The sequence below is a fragment of the Collimonas sp. GW821-FHT07E08 genome (assembly GCF_059418905.1).
The window spans coordinates 258,173-273,827 of record NZ_JBWKQR010000005.1 but is presented as its reverse complement, the minus strand read 5'-3'; the positions used below and the strand labels follow the sequence as shown (position 1 = coordinate 273,827).

15 protein-coding genes are annotated in these 15,655 nt (G+C 61.9%); 6 read left to right on the top strand and 9 right to left on the bottom strand.

Annotation, left to right across the window (positions count from 1 at the left end; translation table 11 throughout):
• Positions 1-104 precede the first annotated feature (104 nt).
• The gene (gene creC, locus AC07RZ_RS08940) at positions 105-1,544 is read right to left on the bottom strand and encodes a two-component system sensor histidine kinase CreC (protein ID WP_494667689.1); all 1,440 of its coding nucleotides are present in this window, start codon (positions 1,542-1,544) and stop codon (positions 105-107) included.
• Positions 1,541-2,257, bottom strand: a complete 717-nt coding sequence (creB, locus tag AC07RZ_RS08935; RefSeq protein ID WP_494667688.1) for a two-component system response regulator CreB — start codon at positions 2,255-2,257, stop codon at positions 1,541-1,543. The genes creC and creB overlap by 4 nt, the downstream gene beginning before the upstream one ends.
• Before the next feature lie 82 nt (positions 2,258-2,339).
• On the opposite strand from creB, the gene AC07RZ_RS08930 reads away from it, so the two are divergent.
• The 3 genes from AC07RZ_RS08930 (at position 2,340) to AC07RZ_RS08920 (ending at position 4,558) form a co-directional block, all read left to right on the top strand.
• Positions 2,340-2,552: a DUF1289 domain-containing protein gene (locus AC07RZ_RS08930; RefSeq protein ID WP_494667687.1), complete on the top strand. Its 213-nt coding sequence runs from the start codon at positions 2,340-2,342 to the stop codon at positions 2,550-2,552.
• The gene (locus AC07RZ_RS08925) at positions 2,549-3,466 is read left to right on the top strand and encodes an MBL fold metallo-hydrolase (RefSeq protein WP_494667686.1); all 918 of its coding nucleotides are present in this window, start codon (positions 2,549-2,551) and stop codon (positions 3,464-3,466) included. The genes AC07RZ_RS08930 and AC07RZ_RS08925 overlap by 4 nt, the downstream gene beginning before the upstream one ends.
• Positions 3,467-3,598: 132 nt before the next feature.
• The gene (locus tag AC07RZ_RS08920) at positions 3,599-4,558 is read left to right on the top strand and encodes an NAD(P)H-dependent flavin oxidoreductase (RefSeq protein WP_494667685.1); all 960 of its coding nucleotides are present in this window, start codon (positions 3,599-3,601) and stop codon (positions 4,556-4,558) included.
• Here the strand turns inward: AC07RZ_RS08920 and AC07RZ_RS08915 are convergent, their stop codons facing one another.
• From AC07RZ_RS08915 to hisC, 7 genes are all read right to left on the bottom strand, one after another.
• Complete coding sequence (locus tag AC07RZ_RS08915; RefSeq protein ID WP_494667684.1) at positions 4,559-4,936, bottom strand: DUF1850 domain-containing protein; 378 nt, start codon at positions 4,934-4,936, stop codon at positions 4,559-4,561. It abuts the gene before it with no gap.
• A gap of 3 nt (positions 4,937-4,939) precedes the next feature.
• Positions 4,940-6,967 (bottom strand): TRAP transporter permease, encoded by a 2,028-nt coding sequence (locus tag AC07RZ_RS08910; protein ID WP_494667683.1) that lies wholly within the window; start codon positions 6,965-6,967, stop codon positions 4,940-4,942.
• Positions 6,968-7,084: 117 nt separating this feature from the next.
• Complete coding sequence (locus AC07RZ_RS08905; RefSeq protein WP_494667682.1) at positions 7,085-8,035, bottom strand: TAXI family TRAP transporter solute-binding subunit; 951 nt, start codon at positions 8,033-8,035, stop codon at positions 7,085-7,087.
• A 172-nt stretch (positions 8,036-8,207) separates the two neighbouring features.
• On the bottom strand, positions 8,208-8,936 hold the full coding sequence (locus tag AC07RZ_RS08900) for an alpha/beta fold hydrolase (RefSeq protein ID WP_494667681.1): 729 nt from the start codon (positions 8,934-8,936) through the stop codon (positions 8,208-8,210).
• Complete coding sequence (locus AC07RZ_RS08895) at positions 8,936-9,676, bottom strand: DUF4377 domain-containing protein (RefSeq protein WP_494667680.1); 741 nt, start codon at positions 9,674-9,676, stop codon at positions 8,936-8,938. The genes AC07RZ_RS08900 and AC07RZ_RS08895 overlap by 1 nt, the downstream gene beginning before the upstream one ends.
• A 59-nt stretch (positions 9,677-9,735) precedes the next feature.
• Positions 9,736-10,884: an MFS transporter gene (locus tag AC07RZ_RS08890; RefSeq protein ID WP_494667679.1), complete on the bottom strand. Its 1,149-nt coding sequence runs from the start codon at positions 10,882-10,884 to the stop codon at positions 9,736-9,738.
• A gap of 85 nt (positions 10,885-10,969) precedes the next feature.
• Positions 10,970-12,058 carry a histidinol-phosphate transaminase gene (hisC, locus tag AC07RZ_RS08885; RefSeq protein ID WP_494667678.1) on the bottom strand — a complete coding sequence of 363 codons (1,089 nt, stop codon included), beginning with the start codon at positions 12,056-12,058 and terminating at the stop codon, positions 10,970-10,972.
• A gap of 199 nt (positions 12,059-12,257) precedes the next feature.
• On the opposite strand from hisC, the gene AC07RZ_RS08880 reads away from it, so the two are divergent.
• The 3 genes from AC07RZ_RS08880 to AC07RZ_RS08870 all read left to right on the top strand — a co-directional run bounded on the left by AC07RZ_RS08880 (position 12,258) and on the right by AC07RZ_RS08870 (position 15,643).
• Entirely contained in the window at positions 12,258-13,109 is an 852-nt protein-coding gene (locus AC07RZ_RS08880; protein ID WP_494667677.1) for a mechanosensitive ion channel family protein, read from the top strand.
• A gap of 298 nt (positions 13,110-13,407) precedes the next feature.
• The gene (locus tag AC07RZ_RS08875; RefSeq protein ID WP_144738392.1) at positions 13,408-14,460 is read left to right on the top strand and encodes a type II asparaginase; all 1,053 of its coding nucleotides are present in this window, start codon (positions 13,408-13,410) and stop codon (positions 14,458-14,460) included.
• Between the two features lie 211 nt (positions 14,461-14,671).
• A complete protein-coding gene (locus AC07RZ_RS08870) occupies positions 14,672-15,643 on the top strand; it encodes a glycosyltransferase family 2 protein (protein WP_494667712.1) in 972 nt (323 codons plus the stop codon).
• Positions 15,644-15,655 lie beyond the last annotated feature (12 nt).

The window sequence follows — 15,655 nt, the reverse complement described above, 5'->3', positions numbered from 1 at the left end:
ACAGGGTGTCACGGTAAATCCGAGTGTAAGCAGAGCGTGTGAATCGATGACGGCGGCTGTGCGGCGTCAATCGGAGGGTATTGTGAAGCGAGCGTGAAGTTGGTCTAGGCTGCCTGGAGCGGCAACGTCAGCCGCGCCTCGGCACCGCCCGTAGCGCGGTTGCACAAGGTGATCCGGCCGTGATGCAGCTGCGCCACCTGCTGCACGAAGCAGAGCCCGAGGCCGGTGCTTTTTTCATTGCTGGCGGGGCGTGGCAGAGAATAAAAACGTTCGAATACGCGCTCTAGCGCATAGTCCGGGATGCCGGGACCGCTGTCCATTACGGCCAGCGTGACCATGCCGGCAACGCCGGTGTCGGCTTGTACGGTGATGACGCTGCCTGGCGGTGAAAAATCGATGGCGTTCTCAAGCAGATTGAGCAGAGCCTGGCGCAGCAGGAATAGTTCGCCGCGGATTTGCGGAAGTCCGGCTGCATTGGCGACCTGCACCGTCACTTTGGCCTGCTGCAGGCGCGGCTCCAGCAGCGCAATGACATCTGCCAGCAATTGCCCGAGATTGACGGCGACGATGTTTTCCAGCGCCTGCCGGTGTTCGATCGCTGCCAATGCCAGCATCTTTTCGATCAGCTCCGACAGCCGTTGCGACTGGCCGCGGATGTTGTGGGCAAAGCGCCGCTGTTCAGCAGCGGGCAGGTCTTCATCCAGCAGTTCCGCCGCGCCGCGGATCGCCGCCAGCGGGCTTTTCATTTCATGCGTCAGGCTGTGGATATAGTGTTCGACGTATTGCTTGCCTTCCAGCCTTTGCCGCATCGACTCCAGCGCCCGTCCCAGTTCGACGATTTCGCTGGCGCCCCTGGCCGGCGGCTGCGCCCGTTCGCCGGCAGTGACGGCGCGGGCGTAGCGCTGCAAGGCGCCCAGCGAGCGGCTGATCCACAAGGTGACCGCCAATCCCACCGCCAGCGACAGCACCAGCAGCAGGGCGCCCCAGCGCAGGATGGTCCGTTCGCTTTGCGAGATCGCCGGCTGCAAGGTGTTGTTCGGCTTGGCGACGGTGAGCACGCCGATCATCTTGCCCTGGTCGATGATGGGCGCGGCCACGTGCATGACGGTGCTGCTGTCGTCGTTGTCGACATCGCGCGTGGAGCGCACGCCGTAATTGCCGCGCAGGGTCAGGTAGACGTCGTTGCGGCGCGAGTAGTCCTGGCCGAGGGCGCGTCCGGTCGAATCGAACTGCACGATCCCTTTCAGGTCGGTGACGTAGATGCGGTAATCCAGCGTGGTTTTGCGGAAGCTCCAGATCTTGGCGTTGATGTCGCGATGGGCGTATTCGCGCACCCGGCTGGCGAAGTTGCCGTCGGCGATGCGGTTCTGTTTCATGTCGTCGGCGGCCAGCTCGGCCAGGATGTTGGCAGTGTCGACCAGCGTGTCTTCCATCGCCTGCCGCACCGCCGGCTTGACTTCGGCCAGGAACACGCGCTGGATGAAAACGCCGGCCAGCCCGACGATCAGGAAATAGCCGAGCAGGATGCGGATGCCGAGTTTCACGTGCTGGCCTGCTTGCCGTTCGGCGCCAGTTCTATCGAATAACCGAGGCCGCGATGGGTGTGGATAGGATCTGCGGCCGGCGCCACGGCTTTCAGTTTGATGCGCAAGGTCTTGACGTGGGTGTCGACGGTGCGGTCGGTGCTGTCGGGGGCATCGCGCCAGATCGAGTCCATCAGCTGCTGGCGGGTAAAGATGCCGCCCGGCCGGCTCAGCAGCATGTTCAGCAGCAGGTATTCATAGCGCGTCAGCTGCAAGGCGTGGCCGGCGTAGCGGATGCGCATGCCGGCCTGGTCAAGCTCGAATTCGCCCAGCACGGCTGGCGGCGATGCGTTTGCATCCGCGGCCGGCGCGGGATTCAGGCGGCGCAGCACGACCCGGATGCGGGCCGCCAGTTCGCGCGGCGAGAATGGCTTGACCATGTAATCGTCGGCGCCGATTTCGAGGCCGATCAGGCGGTCGATTTCGCTGCCGCGCGCGGTCAGGAAAATCACCGGCAGCGAAGAAAACTTGCGCAGCTCGCGGCAGACGTCGAAGCCGCTCATGTCGGGCAGGCCGACGTCCAGCACCGCCAGGTCGAAGCGGCCGCTGCGCGCCTGTTGCAGGGCGGCGCTGCCGAGCAGGCAGTGCTGCACCTGGAAGCCTTCGCTGCTGAGGGCATAGATCACCGTATCGGCAATCGCGCTTTCGTCTTCAGCCAGTAGAATATTGAGCATGCAGGTGGTCGCCATGGAGAGCTGTGGTGTCGCGTATTATAGGAATAAGCAACGGACAACCATCAGGATATTTCGAGACAGCGTGGAAAACAAGCAAATCAAGCCGGCCGGCAGCGAACTCAGCCCGGATTACAATGCATCGCCCTGCATCAACGTGTGCGTGATGAACGCAGCCAGCGGCCTGTGCGACGGCTGCCTGCGCACCCTGGATGAAATTGCCGCGTGGAGTTGCGCCAGCGACGAACAGAAACGCGACATCTGGCTGCAGATCAGCCAGCGGCGGGCGGCGGCATGACGGCGCTACAATTGCCGCCGACCATGCGCGTGCTGGAGCGCGGCTGGCTGTCCTCCAACAATATCCTGTTCCTGGGATACGAACAGACGGCGCTGGTCGACAGCGGTTACCTGAGCCATGCAGCGCAAACCGTGGCGCTGGTGGCGCACGGCTTGCAGGGGCGGCCGCTGGACCGGTTGCTGAACACCCATCTGCATTCCGACCATTGCGGCGGCAATGCCGCCTTGCAACAGGCCTACGGCTGCCACACCGCGATTCCGGCCGCGCAAGCCGAGCAGGTGCGCAGCTGGGACCAGGATGCGCTGAGCTACAGCGGCACCGGCCAGCAATGCGCGCGTTTCGGTTTCGACGCCACCCTGCAAGCGGGCGACCTGCTGACGCTGGGCGATTTGCAATGGCAGGTGCTGGCGGCAGCCGGGCATGATCCGCATTCGCTGATTTTTTATTGCCAGGAGCATGGCATCCTGATTTCCGCCGACGCCTTGTGGGAAAACGGTTTCGGCGTGATCTTTCCGGAACTGGATGGTGAGTCGGGTTTTGCCGAAGAGCGGGCGACGCTGGAATTGATCGCCACCCTGGATGTGAAGCTGGTGATTCCCGGCCATGGCGGCCCGTTCAGCGGCGTTGCCGCCGCCCTCGATACGGCGTTTTCGCGCCTGGACTACCTGGCCGCCGATCCGCAGCGCAATGCGCAGAACGCCATCAAGGTCTTGCTGAAATTCCTGCTGCTGGAGCGGCAGCAGATCAAATTGGCCGACATCCAGCCGATGCTGGCGGGCTTGCCGCTGGTGGCGGCCGCCAACCGGCGTTACCTGCAGCTCAGTGCAGCCGACCTGGGCGCCTGGACCGTGGCGCAGCTGGTGCGCGCCGGCGCGGCTGAAATACGCGACGGTTTTTTGTGCAATCGACATTGACCGTTTTGCAGCGGTAACCGGGAGGGCAGGCCGGGCCTGGGTTTTAGAGGACAAAATCTAGCACGATCGTACTTTTTCCCCGCGTTTTCTCCCTATAATCAAAACTCTTGATATCTACTACCCGAGGTCGTCATGGCACTGCCAGTTGCGTTGCAAAACCTGAGCTTACCCGTCATCGGCTCACCGATGTTCATCGCCAGCGGCCCGGCCCTGGTGGCCGCGCAGTGCAAGGCGGGCATCGTCGGCTCGTTCCCGGCGCTGAACGCCCGGCCGGCGGAGCTGCTCGATACCTGGCTGACCGACCTGCAGGCTGAACTGGCGGCCTACCAGGCTGAGCATCCGAATGCAAAAGTGGGGCCGATCGCGGTCAACCAGATCGTCCATCAATCGAACGACCGCCTGGCGCATGACGTCGCCGTCTGCGTCAAGCACCGGGTGCCGATCATCATCTCCAGCCTGCGCGCGCCGCCGCCGGAAATGATGGATGCGATCCACGGCTACGGCGGCATCGTGCTGCATGACGTGATTTCGATCCGCCATGCGCAAAAGGCGCTGGAAGCCGGCGTCGACGGCCTGATCCTGGTGGCGGCCGGCGCCGGCGGCCATGCCGGGCCGTTGTCGCCGTTTGCGCTGGTGGGCGAAGTGCGTAAATTCTTCAAGGGACCGATCGCCTTGTCGGGCGCCATCGCTACCGGCGATGCAATACTGGCAGCGCAGGCGATGGGCGCCGATTTCGCCTATATCGGCTCGCGCTGGCTGGCGACCAAGGAAGCCCATGTCGACGACGCCTATCGCCAGGCGATCGTGGAATCGACAGCAGCCGACGTGGTGTACACCAACCTGTTCACCGGCGTCCACGGCAACTACCTGAAAAAGTCGATCGTCAACGCCGGCCTCGATCCTGACAACCTGCCGGAAGCGGATAAATCGAAGATGAATTTCGGCTCGGGCGGCACCGGCGCCAAAGCCTGGCGCGATATCTGGGGCGCCGGCCAGGGCGTGGGCCTGATGGACGATGTGCCCAGCGTGGCGCAGATGGTGGATCGTTTGCAGACCGAATACCAGGCTGCGCGCCAGCGCTTGGCGCTGTAATCAGTTCGCCTGCATGTTTTTATCGCAGGCCCATAATCTCGTAACTGCCGCCGCCGGCGGCACGATCCCAGCCAACGGCTGGCAGCGGTCCTGGATGCAGAATTGATAGTCAGGCGTGAATTCTGAGCGCGTCAGCAGCAATTCCGGCATGGCTTGCCGGGGTTGCCAGCGCCAGAACCCGTCTTTCAATATGCTCGCAAGCGGCGGCTCCATGCCTGCACCGCTGCCTTGCACACGGGCTTCGTCTAACACCAGTGTGCCGGCTTCCACGCGATAACTCTCTTCCCAGCGGATTTTTTCCACCGAGTGCTGCCAAGCCAGCGTAAAGCCGGCAATGGCGAGCACGGCTTTAGCGCTGCCGCTGGCCAGGCAGAGCATGATTCATGACCGGCTTTGCGCAGGCATGGGGACAGCGGCAGCATTGCGCCAACGCCACCAATGCTGCACCAATAAAACCAGGGCGACGGCAAAACCCGATTCATCGCTAAACGGCAGCTTCACCACCAGCACGCAGGCGGCGGCAATCATTGCGATGCGTTCCCACCAGGCCAGGCGGCCGCGCCAAAAACCAATCGTTCCCATGCCCCATAAAGTCACTGCCAGCAAGGCCTTGACGCTGATGTAAGCAATCGCGCCCCAGGTCGGATCGCCTTGCAGCATCAACGCCGGGTCGTATACGGCCATGAAAGGCACGAGGAACCCGGCAATCGCAATTTGCAACGCCTTCATGCCGATCGCCATGCCGGAAGCGCGTGCGATGGGCGATGCGGCAAAAGCGGCGAGCGCGACCGGCGGCGTCAGGTCCGCCATGATGCCGAAGTAAAAGACAAACATGTGGGACACGATCAAAGGCACACCCAAATCCAGCAATGCAGGTGCGGCAATGGAGCTGGTGATGATGTAGTTGGGAATGGTGGGGATCCCCATGCCCAGCACCAGGCATGTCAGCATCGTCAGCAGCAGCGACAGCATCAAGCTATGCTCGCCGAGGTCGATGATGTGGCCGGCAACCGTGGTGGCGACGCCGGTCAGGGAAATGACGCCGATGATCACGCCGACCAGGGCGCAAGCGATGCCGACAGGCAAAGCATGCAAAGCGCCGTGATACAAGGCATCTACCGCGGTTTTGAGGACGCCGCGGTCGCGTCCCAGGAAAATCAGCACGGCCAGCACGGTCACCACGGCAAAAATCGCTGTAACCCCGTATTGGTTGAACGTCGCGCAAGCCACGCCCAAAGCGAGCCAGAACATCACGCGCCACAGCGTTGCGCTGATCCGCGACGCCAGGCCGCTGCCGAGGATCAGCACCACTGTCAAAGCCAGGCCCACCATGCCGGAAAACAGCGGCGTGAAGCCTGAGAACAGGAGCGCGACCAAGACTGCAAGCGGCAGCAATAAATACCAGCGTGCGCGCAATGCGGCCAGGGGATTGGGGCAATCATCTTTTGCCAGTCCCTTCAAGCCTGCGCGGCCGGCTTCCAGGTGCACCATCCAGAATACAGTGAAGAAATACAGCAAGGCAGGGATCAGGGCTGCCTTGGTGATATCCAGGTAGGGGACATTGATCGTTTCCGCCATGATGAAAGCCACCGCTCCCATGACTGGCGGCATGATCTGCCCGCCCATCGAACTGGTGGCTTCCACTGCGCCGGCAAACTCGCTGCGATAGCCGAAGCGTTTCATCAGCGGAATCGTGAACTGGCCGGTGCTGACCACGTTTGCAACGCCGGAGCCGTTGATGGTGCCCATCAAGCCGGAGGAAATCACCGACACTTTTCCCGGCCCGCCGCGCGAGCTGCCGACCAGGCCAAGCGCCAGATCGTTGAACAATTTCAGCATGCCTGCCTGTTCCAGGAAAGCGCCGAATAAAATGAACAAGAAGATATAGCCTGACGACACATAGGTCGGCGTGCCATACAAACCTTCTGTACCAAAGGCCAGCTGCGAAATCACTTGTTCCAGGCTGTAGCCGCGATGCTGGAAGCTGCCGGGCAGATATTCGCCAAACAAGGCATAGGCTAGAAATGCCAGGCAGATGCCCGGCAATGCCCAGCCCATCATGCGGCGCGAAGCATCGAATACCAGTATCAGCGTGGCGATGCCGATGATCCAGTCCCATTGATTGAGCTCGCCGGCCCGCAAAATCAACTCGCCTTCGTATATCCAGTGGTAAAACGCCAGGCCCAGGCCGCACAGGCCAAGCGCGATGCCCAGCCAGCCGGGGCGTTCCTGTTTCACGCCGCGCAAATCGTATTGGCAGTAAATCAGCAGAAATAAAAAGCCGACATGCAGTGCGCGCACCACGGTTGTGGAAACGGGGCTGAACGCTGCCGTGACAAGCTGAAATGCGGAAAACGCCAAAGCGCCGTAAAACAGCAGCCAGAATAGGCGTGACGGGGATTGTTCCATGCGAGACTCCTGAATTGTTTTCGCGCCGGGCGTAAGGGAAAAGCAGATCGCATGCGCCCGGCAGGCTCCGCTCTGGCAGCCTTGGCTTGCGGCTTTGTCGTGCAGCCGCGAATTGTTTTAATCGATCAAGCCTTTTTCACGGAAATAGCGTTCCGCGCCAGGATGAAAAGGAATCGGCAAGCCGCTCGCTGCATTGGCCAAGGCGATTGCTTTCGCTGCGTTATGCGCATTGCCCAACTGATCGATATTGTCGTAAAGCTGCCTGGTCATTTCATACGCCGTAGCTGCCGTCACCTTGTCATGCGTTACCAGAATATTGTTGATCGCCACGGTTGGCACGGCCGCATCCTGGCCGGTGTAGGTTTTTGCCGGCAGGCTGGATGCCTGGTAGGCCGGATTGCCGATCTTGGCGACGACATCTGCCGGCACGGGGATGAAGACCACGGGAATTGTGGTCGACAGGTCGCGGAAAGCAGCCATGCCCAGGCCGGATGATTGCAGCGTGGCGTCCAGTTGGCGATTCTTCATCAGCTCGACCGATTCGGAATACGGCAGGAATTCAGTCTTTGCAAAATCTGCGTATTTCAGGCCGGCAGCGGCGAACACCGCGCGGGCATTGAGTTCGGTGCCCGATTTCGGCGCTCCGACGGAAATGCGTTTGCCTTTCAAGTCGGCCAAGGTGCGGATGCCGCTGTCGGCGCGGGCAACGATGTGGATGTAGTTGGGATAAATTGCGCCAATCGCGCGGATTTTCTTCAATGGCTTGGGAAAGCCGGCTTCGGCCACGCCGGTCCAGGCATCGTTGACGCTGTCGGCCAAGGCAAAGCCGATTTCACCGCGGCCGCGTTCGAGCAAATTCAGATTTTCCACCGATGCCTTGGTGGCTTGCACCTGGATTTTGGCCTCGGGCAGGGCTTTGCCATATAGCTGCGACATGGCGACGCCGAGCGGGTAATAGACACCGCTGGAACCGCCGGTCAAAACATTGACGAATTGCTGCTGCGCATGGGCTGCCGTGGCAGGAACGCCGAGGCATGCGGCAAAAATGAGAGTGTGGGCCAACTTCATGACGGTCTCCTTGGTTATTAAAAAAACAAGGTTGATACCCTACCATCAAAAAGTGGTCTTTTTACTATATTAGGACATTTATATTATCGAAAGATCATCTTTTTTAAAATCCAATATTGTGTCATGGCAACTTATGGCGACAGCATGATCTGACCGGTCCTGTAGCGGGATATCAGCGATTGACTGACTGCGATAGCCAGCCGGACAGGATCTGCAGCAATTCCCCGGGTTTCTCCAGCGGCGTCATATGGCCGCAGTCCTCGATCACTACCATGCTGGCGGCGGGAATCCGGGCCGCCATCAGCTCTGCTTCGGCGATGCTGCTGAGCTGGTCGTTGCTGCTGGCGACAACCAGCGTCGGGCAGCGGATGTTCTCCAGTTCGGCGTAACCATCGCTGCGCAGCGCCGACAACTGGCGGATGAAGACTTCCTTGCCGTTGCGCAGGGCCATCGCCTGCAGGCGGTCCAGCAATACCCGGTCATGCGCCCGCTCCGGGTGCAGCGACGACGCCAGCGCGCGGCTGGTCAAGCCCTTGAACGGCACTTGCCTGGCCAGTTCCAGCTGCATCCGGTTGCCGGCGATTTCACGCGGATCCTGCTGGCGCGCCGAAGTATTCAGCAAGGCCAGCGCGATCACCCGTTGCGGCGCCTGCTGCATGATGGCCTGCGCCACGTAGCCGCCCATCGAAAAACCGACCAGCACGAAACGCGGCGGCGCATTTTGCAAGACGCGCGCCGCCATGGCGCTGATCGAATCATCCTGGCCGAGATCGCCGAAATGCAGCCGGCCCAGCTGCGCCAGGCCGTCGCGCATATCGTCCCACAGGGTCTGGTCCAGCATGAAGCCGGGCAGCAGCAACAGCTGCGGCAGGCCGTGGTCGTGGTTGACAGGCTGCGTCATTATTTCTTGACCACTTCCTGTTCGACCACCATGTCGAGGGTCCATTTGACGGAGCTGGCGTCGGCCGGCGGATTGGCGACCTGTTCTTCCAGGACGCGCAGGCGGTAAGCGATGCCGGGTTCAAAATTGAAGCCCTGGATATTGCCGTACCAGAGCTGCCAAGGGTCTTCCTTGCGTTCGCGGATCTGCAGGCAGGTGGTGCGCATGACGCCGGCGCTGCAAGGGACCTTCTGCGATGCGACGTAAACGAACTTGATCTTGGCCGCGGCGCCCGGTTTTTCGCGCGCATGGAAACGCATGACCTGGCCATCCAGGGTTTTCATTTCCATCTGCTGGCCGGTTATCGCGTATTGATTGACTGCCTGCAGCTTGTCGAGGAAATCGGCCTCGAACTGCATCGCCGGTTCAGGGCAAGCCATGCGGGTGGTGACTGCCTCGACGATCGTCAGCTGGCCTGGGCCGCGCACCGAGTAGGGCGCTGAGAACTGGTTGCAGCCGGCGCGGCCGCTGACGCGTCCCTTGCCGTTTTCCTGGCTGAAATTCAGGATCACCGGCTCGCCGTTGTCGCCGTGCGGCACGGCATGCCCGGTCCAGTTGGTCAGTTCCCAGCGCGACGCTGCCAGCGCTGCATCGCTGGCGGCCGTGGACTGGGTGCTGGCGCAGGCCGCCAGGGCAAGGCCGGCAGCGGCGCCAAGCGCCAGGCAGCGGACCAGGGAACGGGGAAACGAGGCAAGCGTCATGTGGACTCCATGCAGTAGGTTGGCGTACAAACGCGAGCGGATATTTTAGCGTAACGACATCATTCGAGCCATCTGGCGCGGCCGGCCGCCAGCGCCACCGCAATGCAGAGCACGCCTACCAGCGACAAGGCCGCGGGCAGGCCGAAGCCATGCGCCAGGAAGCCGATGATCGGCGGCCCGATCAGGCCGCCGGTATAGCCCATGGTGGTGACGCCGGCCAGCGCGGTCGGGCCGTGGCGGCCGGCGGCGCTGAAGATGAAAGGGAAGATGGTGGCAACGCCGGCGCCGGTCAGGGCAAAACCGGCGATGGCGAGCGGCGCCTGGCTGGCGAGCAGGGCGACCAGCATGCCGAGGCCCGCGGTCAAGGCGCCGCCGGCGACCACGCGGCGGGCGCCGAACGATTCCTTCAGCTTGTCGCCGACCATGCGCGTCAGCAGCATCATGGCGGCGAAGCAGGCAAACGCCAGCGGCGCCACGCCGTCGCTGGCAGACAGGCGGTCTTTCATGTAGACCCCGCTCCAGTCGGCCACCGAACCTTCGACGATCGCGCCGCCGAAGGCGACCACGCCGAGCGCAATCAGCGGGCCGTGCGGCAGGGCGAAGTGTTTTTTGCCGGCGATGAACTGCGGCCGGTCATTCGGCAAGGCGCGATAGCACAGGCGCAGAGGAACCAGCACACACAGGGCGACCAGGCCGAAGTGCAGCAGGGGCCCGATTTCCATGCCGGCGATGGCGCTGCCGAGCAGGGCGCCGGACAGCGTGCCGACGCAAAACCAGGCATGCAGCTGCGACATGATCGAGCGTCCGGCAAGCCTTTCCGCTTCGGCGCCGAGCGCATTGATCGCCACATTGAAGCAGCTGGAACAGACGCCCAGGCACAGCATCGCCAGCATCAGCAATGGCAGCGACGGCGCCAGCGCCAGGCAAGGGATGGCCGCCAGCAGCGCCAGGCCGGCGTACCAGCAGGCGCGGCGCGCGCCGTAATGGCCTACCAGCCAGGCCGCCAGCGGAAAAGAGCCGACTGCGCCGATGCCGCCGCCCAGCAGGAACAGGCTGAGGCTGGCGGGATCGAGCTGCAGGTTGTCGCGCAGCGCCGGGATGCGCGACACCCAGCTGGCGTAGATCACGCCCAGCAACAGGAACAGCAGCGGCAAGGCGGCCTGGCGCATGCGGGTGTCGACGGCGGGCGGCGCTATTGGGATGGACATTGCGGAAGAGTTGGAAGCCGGTGGAAACAGCGAAATAACAGCGAAATGGCGATGGATGGCGGCGTACCGCCACCCATGGCGAGGATCAGAAATCGGCCGGCATGTCTTTCAGGTGCGCCTGCAAGGCGTCCAGCAACGCCTGGCAGGCTTCATCCGTGCCCACGGTGATGCGCAGGAACTGCGCGATGCGGGCGCTGCCGAAATGACGCACGATGATGCCGTCGGCGCGCAGGCGGGCGGCAAGCTTGGCGCCGTCGTGGCGCGGATGGCGGGCGAACACGAAGTTGGCGGCCGACGGCAGCACGTCGAAGCCGAGCGCGGCCAGGCCGCCGACCAGCTGCTCGCGGCTGGCGATGACGGCCTGCCGGGTTTTGTCGAAATGCGCCTGGTCCTTGATCGCCGCCGTGGCGCCGACGATCGCCATGCGGTCCAGCGGATAGGAGTTGAAACTGTTCTTGACCCGTTCCAGCGCCGTGATCAGGTCCGGGTGGCCGATTGCAAAGCCGACCCGCAAGCCGGCCAGCGAACGCGACTTGGACAAGGTCTGGACCACCAGCAGGTTGGGATAGCGCGCCACCAGCGGGATAGCGCTGTCGCCGCCGAAATCGACATAGGCTTCATCCACGATCACCACGCAGTCGGGCTGGCCGGCGACCAGCCTTTCCACTTCGGCCAGCGGCAGCAGGCAGCCGGTAGGGGCGTTCGGATTCGGGAAAATGATACCGCCGGCGGGCGTGTTCAGATAATCGTCGACCCGCAACGTAAAGTCCTCGGCTAGCGGCACCATCCGATGGGCGATCTGGTACAAGCCACAATAGGTCGGATAAAAACTGTAGCTGATGTCCGGGAACAGGATCGCCTGTTCATGCTGCAGCAAGGCCTGGAAGGCATGCGCCAGCACTTCGTCGGAACCGTTGCCGACGAATACATGGGCCGGCGTGATGCCGTGCGCGGCGTTCTGCTCGGCCAGCGCCAGCTTGAGCGGCTCGGCGTCCGGGTTCGGATACAGCCGCAGGTTGTCGCCCAGTTCGGCGCGCATGGCTTCCAGCGCCAGCGGCGACGGGCCATACGGGTTTTCATTGGTGTTGAGCTTGACCAGCTTGCTCAGCTTCGGTTGTTCGCCGGGGGTGTAAGGCGTCAGGCGGCTGACGATGGGACTCCAGAATTTGCTCATTGTGTCGCTAAAGAAGGTGAGGGCTGCTGCTGCGCGGGTTGGCGAATCAGCCATATGGTAGCAAACCCGGCGCGGTCTGGCTGGGATTCGCGGGTTGTGCCGGGAGCAACTGGTAACATACAGGGCTCGATACGCGGATCTAGTGGGCTGCAACAGCCCACTGGCCTGCGCTATTTCATACAAGCAATAGGAGCTGCCCTTGAACATATTAGCCGTCAACCAACTCTCTTCGATCTGGAATTTCCTGCTCGAATCGTCCTTGCACTACGGCCTCAATGCGGTGCTGGCAATCTTCACGCTGGCAGTCGGCTGGTGGCTGTCGTCGCGTTTCGCCAATGCGCTCGACCGGGTCATGCTGCGCGCCAGCCTGGACGCGACCCTGCGTCCGGTGCTGCGCAGCGTGCTGCTGTGGCTGGTGCGCCTGGTCACGCTGGTTGCCGTGCTCGGCCAGTTCGGCGTGCAGACGGCCAGCATCGTCGCCGTCCTGGGCGCCGCCAGCTTGGCGATCGGCCTGGCCTTGCAGGGGACTTTGCAAAACATCGCGGCCGGCATGATGCTGCTGTTGCTGCGGCCGTTCCAGGTCGGCGAATACATCTCCAACGGCAGCATCGAAGGCACCGTCGATGAAATCGGCCTGTTTGCCACCAAGCTGACCAAGGCCGACGGCATCTGCCTGTTCGCGCCGAACAACCAGCTGTGGAACAGCGCGCTGACCAACTTCAGCCGCAACAACACGCGCCGCATCGACATGCCGGTCGGCATCAGCTACAAGGACAATCCGGCGGTCGCGATCCAGGCCCTGAAGGAACTGCTGCTGGCGGACGAACGCATCCTGGCGGCGCCGGCGCCGTTCGTGGTGGTCACCGACCACGCCGACAGCGCGGTCATGCTCAATCTGCGCGCCTGGACCACGACTTCCCAATACTGGGATGTGCGCTGGTCGATCGCCCAAAAAGTCCAGGCCGCGCTGGCGGCGGTGAACTGCACGATCCCGTTCCCGATGCGTGAACTGCATATCACGCGTGAAGCGGAAGCCAAGCTTGCCGCGTGACGGGCGTGCTTCTTGCTAGTTGATTGCTAGTTGATTTTTTGGCAGGAAATCGATCCGGTTAAGCCTTTTCTTATTGAAGTGATTGCATATAATAATTATGCATAATCCTATGCATAAATGGCATTAGATCGCTTTGCCGACTTTAGCTACAGTTCCGCGGCGCGGCAGCGCGTTGCAGAACGCTGAAATGCCGCGTGACCGCCTTCCGGCTCAGCCGGCGGTCCACAACAATCAACAGATCAGGAGATTTATGTCTACCCGCAAACTTACACTGCGTACTCTCAATTCCTACGCATTGATGATGTTCGGCGCCTTGTTGCTGTCCACTTCCGTGGCGCACGCGCAGGACAGCCAGGCCAAACTGCCTAACGTGATGATCCTGGCCACCGGCGGCACCATTGCCGGCACCGGCGCGGACAGCACCACCACGGTCGGCTATACCTCGGCCACCGTCGGCGTCGAAAAACTGATCGCAGCGGTTCCCGAGCTGAAGAAAGTCGCCAATGTCAAAGGCGAACAGGTATTCCAGATCGCCAGCGAAAGCATGACCAACGACCACTGGCTGAAACTGGCCAAGCGCGTCAACGCCTTGCTGGCGCAACCGGACGTGGACGGCATCGTCATCACCCACGGCACTGACACGATCGAAGAAACCGCTTATTTCCTCGACCTGACCGTCAAGAGCCGCAAGCCGGTAGTGGTGGTGGGCGCCATGCGTCCATCGACCGCGATTTCCGCCGACGGCCCGATCAACCTGTACAACGCCGTGCTGCTGGCCGGCAGCAAGGATGCGATCGGCAAGGGCGTGCTGGTTTCGCTCAACGACCAGATCAACTCCGCGCGCGAAGTGAGCAAGACCAACACTTCGACCACCGACACGTTCAAGTCGACCGAACTCGGCATGCTGGGTTATATCCAAGGCAACAAGGCGTATTTCTACCGGCAATCGACCCGCAAGAACACGGTCGACACCGAGTTCGACGTCAGCAAGCTGGACGTGCTGCCGCAAGTTGACATCATCTACGGCTACGCCAACATGACCCGCGCCGCGCTCGACGCCCAGGTCGCCTCCGGCGCCAAGGGCATCATCCAGGCCGGCGTCGGCGACGGCAGCATTGCCGCGCAAATGAAAACGCCGCTGGTTGAAGCACGCAAGAAGGGTGTGATCATTGTCCGCGCCAGCCGCGTCGGCCAGGGCATCGTGGCGCGCAACGGCGAAGCCAACGATGATGAACTCGATTTTGTGGTGGCTGACACGCTGAATGCGCAAAAAGCACGCATCCTGCTGATGCTGGCGCTGACCAAGACCAGCAACACCAAAGAAATCCAGCGCATGTTCTACACTTACTGATTGTCGTGTTGCAAGCCGGGACGGCGCTGGCCGCCCCGGCTGCAGGCGCAGGCAGGCAAAAGCCGGTTGAATCGCATCGACGATTTGGCCGGCTTTTGCGTTTACCGCGCCACTCGCCTGCAACAGCGCTTGCAGCAAGGGTTTTGCGCTGTTTCCGGGCAGAATGATGCTAATATGAGCAGACGTACAAGTGATAATCCCAGACCAGGCAATGCACGTTAACTCCCCAGATCAAGCGCCACACAAGCCACTGCTATCGCTGGTGGTCCCCTTTTACAACGAGAGCGCTGCCGTTGCCTGTTTCTTCCAGCGGATAACGCCCATACTGGCCGCTCTCGACACGCTCGATTACGAGATCGTCTGCATCAACGACGGCAGCGCCGACGACACCCTGGCGCAGCTGATCGCCATCGCCGGCCGCGACCGCCGGGTAAGGGTGATCGACCTGTCGCGCAATTTCGGCAAGGAAGCGGCCCTGACCGCGGGCTTGAACGAAGCATTGGGCGACGCCGTGATTCCCATCGATGCCGACCTGCAGGATCCGCCCGAGGTGATTCCGCTGCTGGTCGAACAATGGCGCAACGGCTACGAAGTGGTGCTGGCCAAACGCGCCAACCGCGATAGCGATTCCTACATGAAGCGCAAGACTGCCGGCATGTTTTACCGTTTGTACAATGCGGTCTCGGACATCAAGCTGCCGGAGAACGTGGGCGATTTCCGCCTGGTCGACCGGCAAGTGCTGGATGCGCTCAAGCAGCTGCCGGAAAACCGGCGCTTCATGAAAGGGCTGTTTGCCTGGGTCGGCTTCAAGACCGTCACGGTGGAATACGCGCGCGAAGCGCGCAGCGCGGGAGAGTCGAAATTTTCCGGCTGGCGCCTGTGGAATTTTGCGCTGGAAGGCATCACCAGTTTCAGTACCGTGCCTTTGCGCTGGTGGACTTATTTCGGTTCGGCGATTTCACTGTTTGCCTTTATCTACGGCCTGGTGATCATTTTCAAGACGCTGATCCACGGCATCGACATGCCGGGTTATGCATCCATCCTGACGGTGGTGCTGTTCCTCGGCGGGATCCAGCTGATCGGCATCGGCGTCCTCGGTGAATATATGGGCAGGACCTACCTGGAATCAAAAGGCCGCCCGATTTACCTGATTCGCCGCCGCTACCAGAAAACCGAAGACTAGCAGCAGGATGGT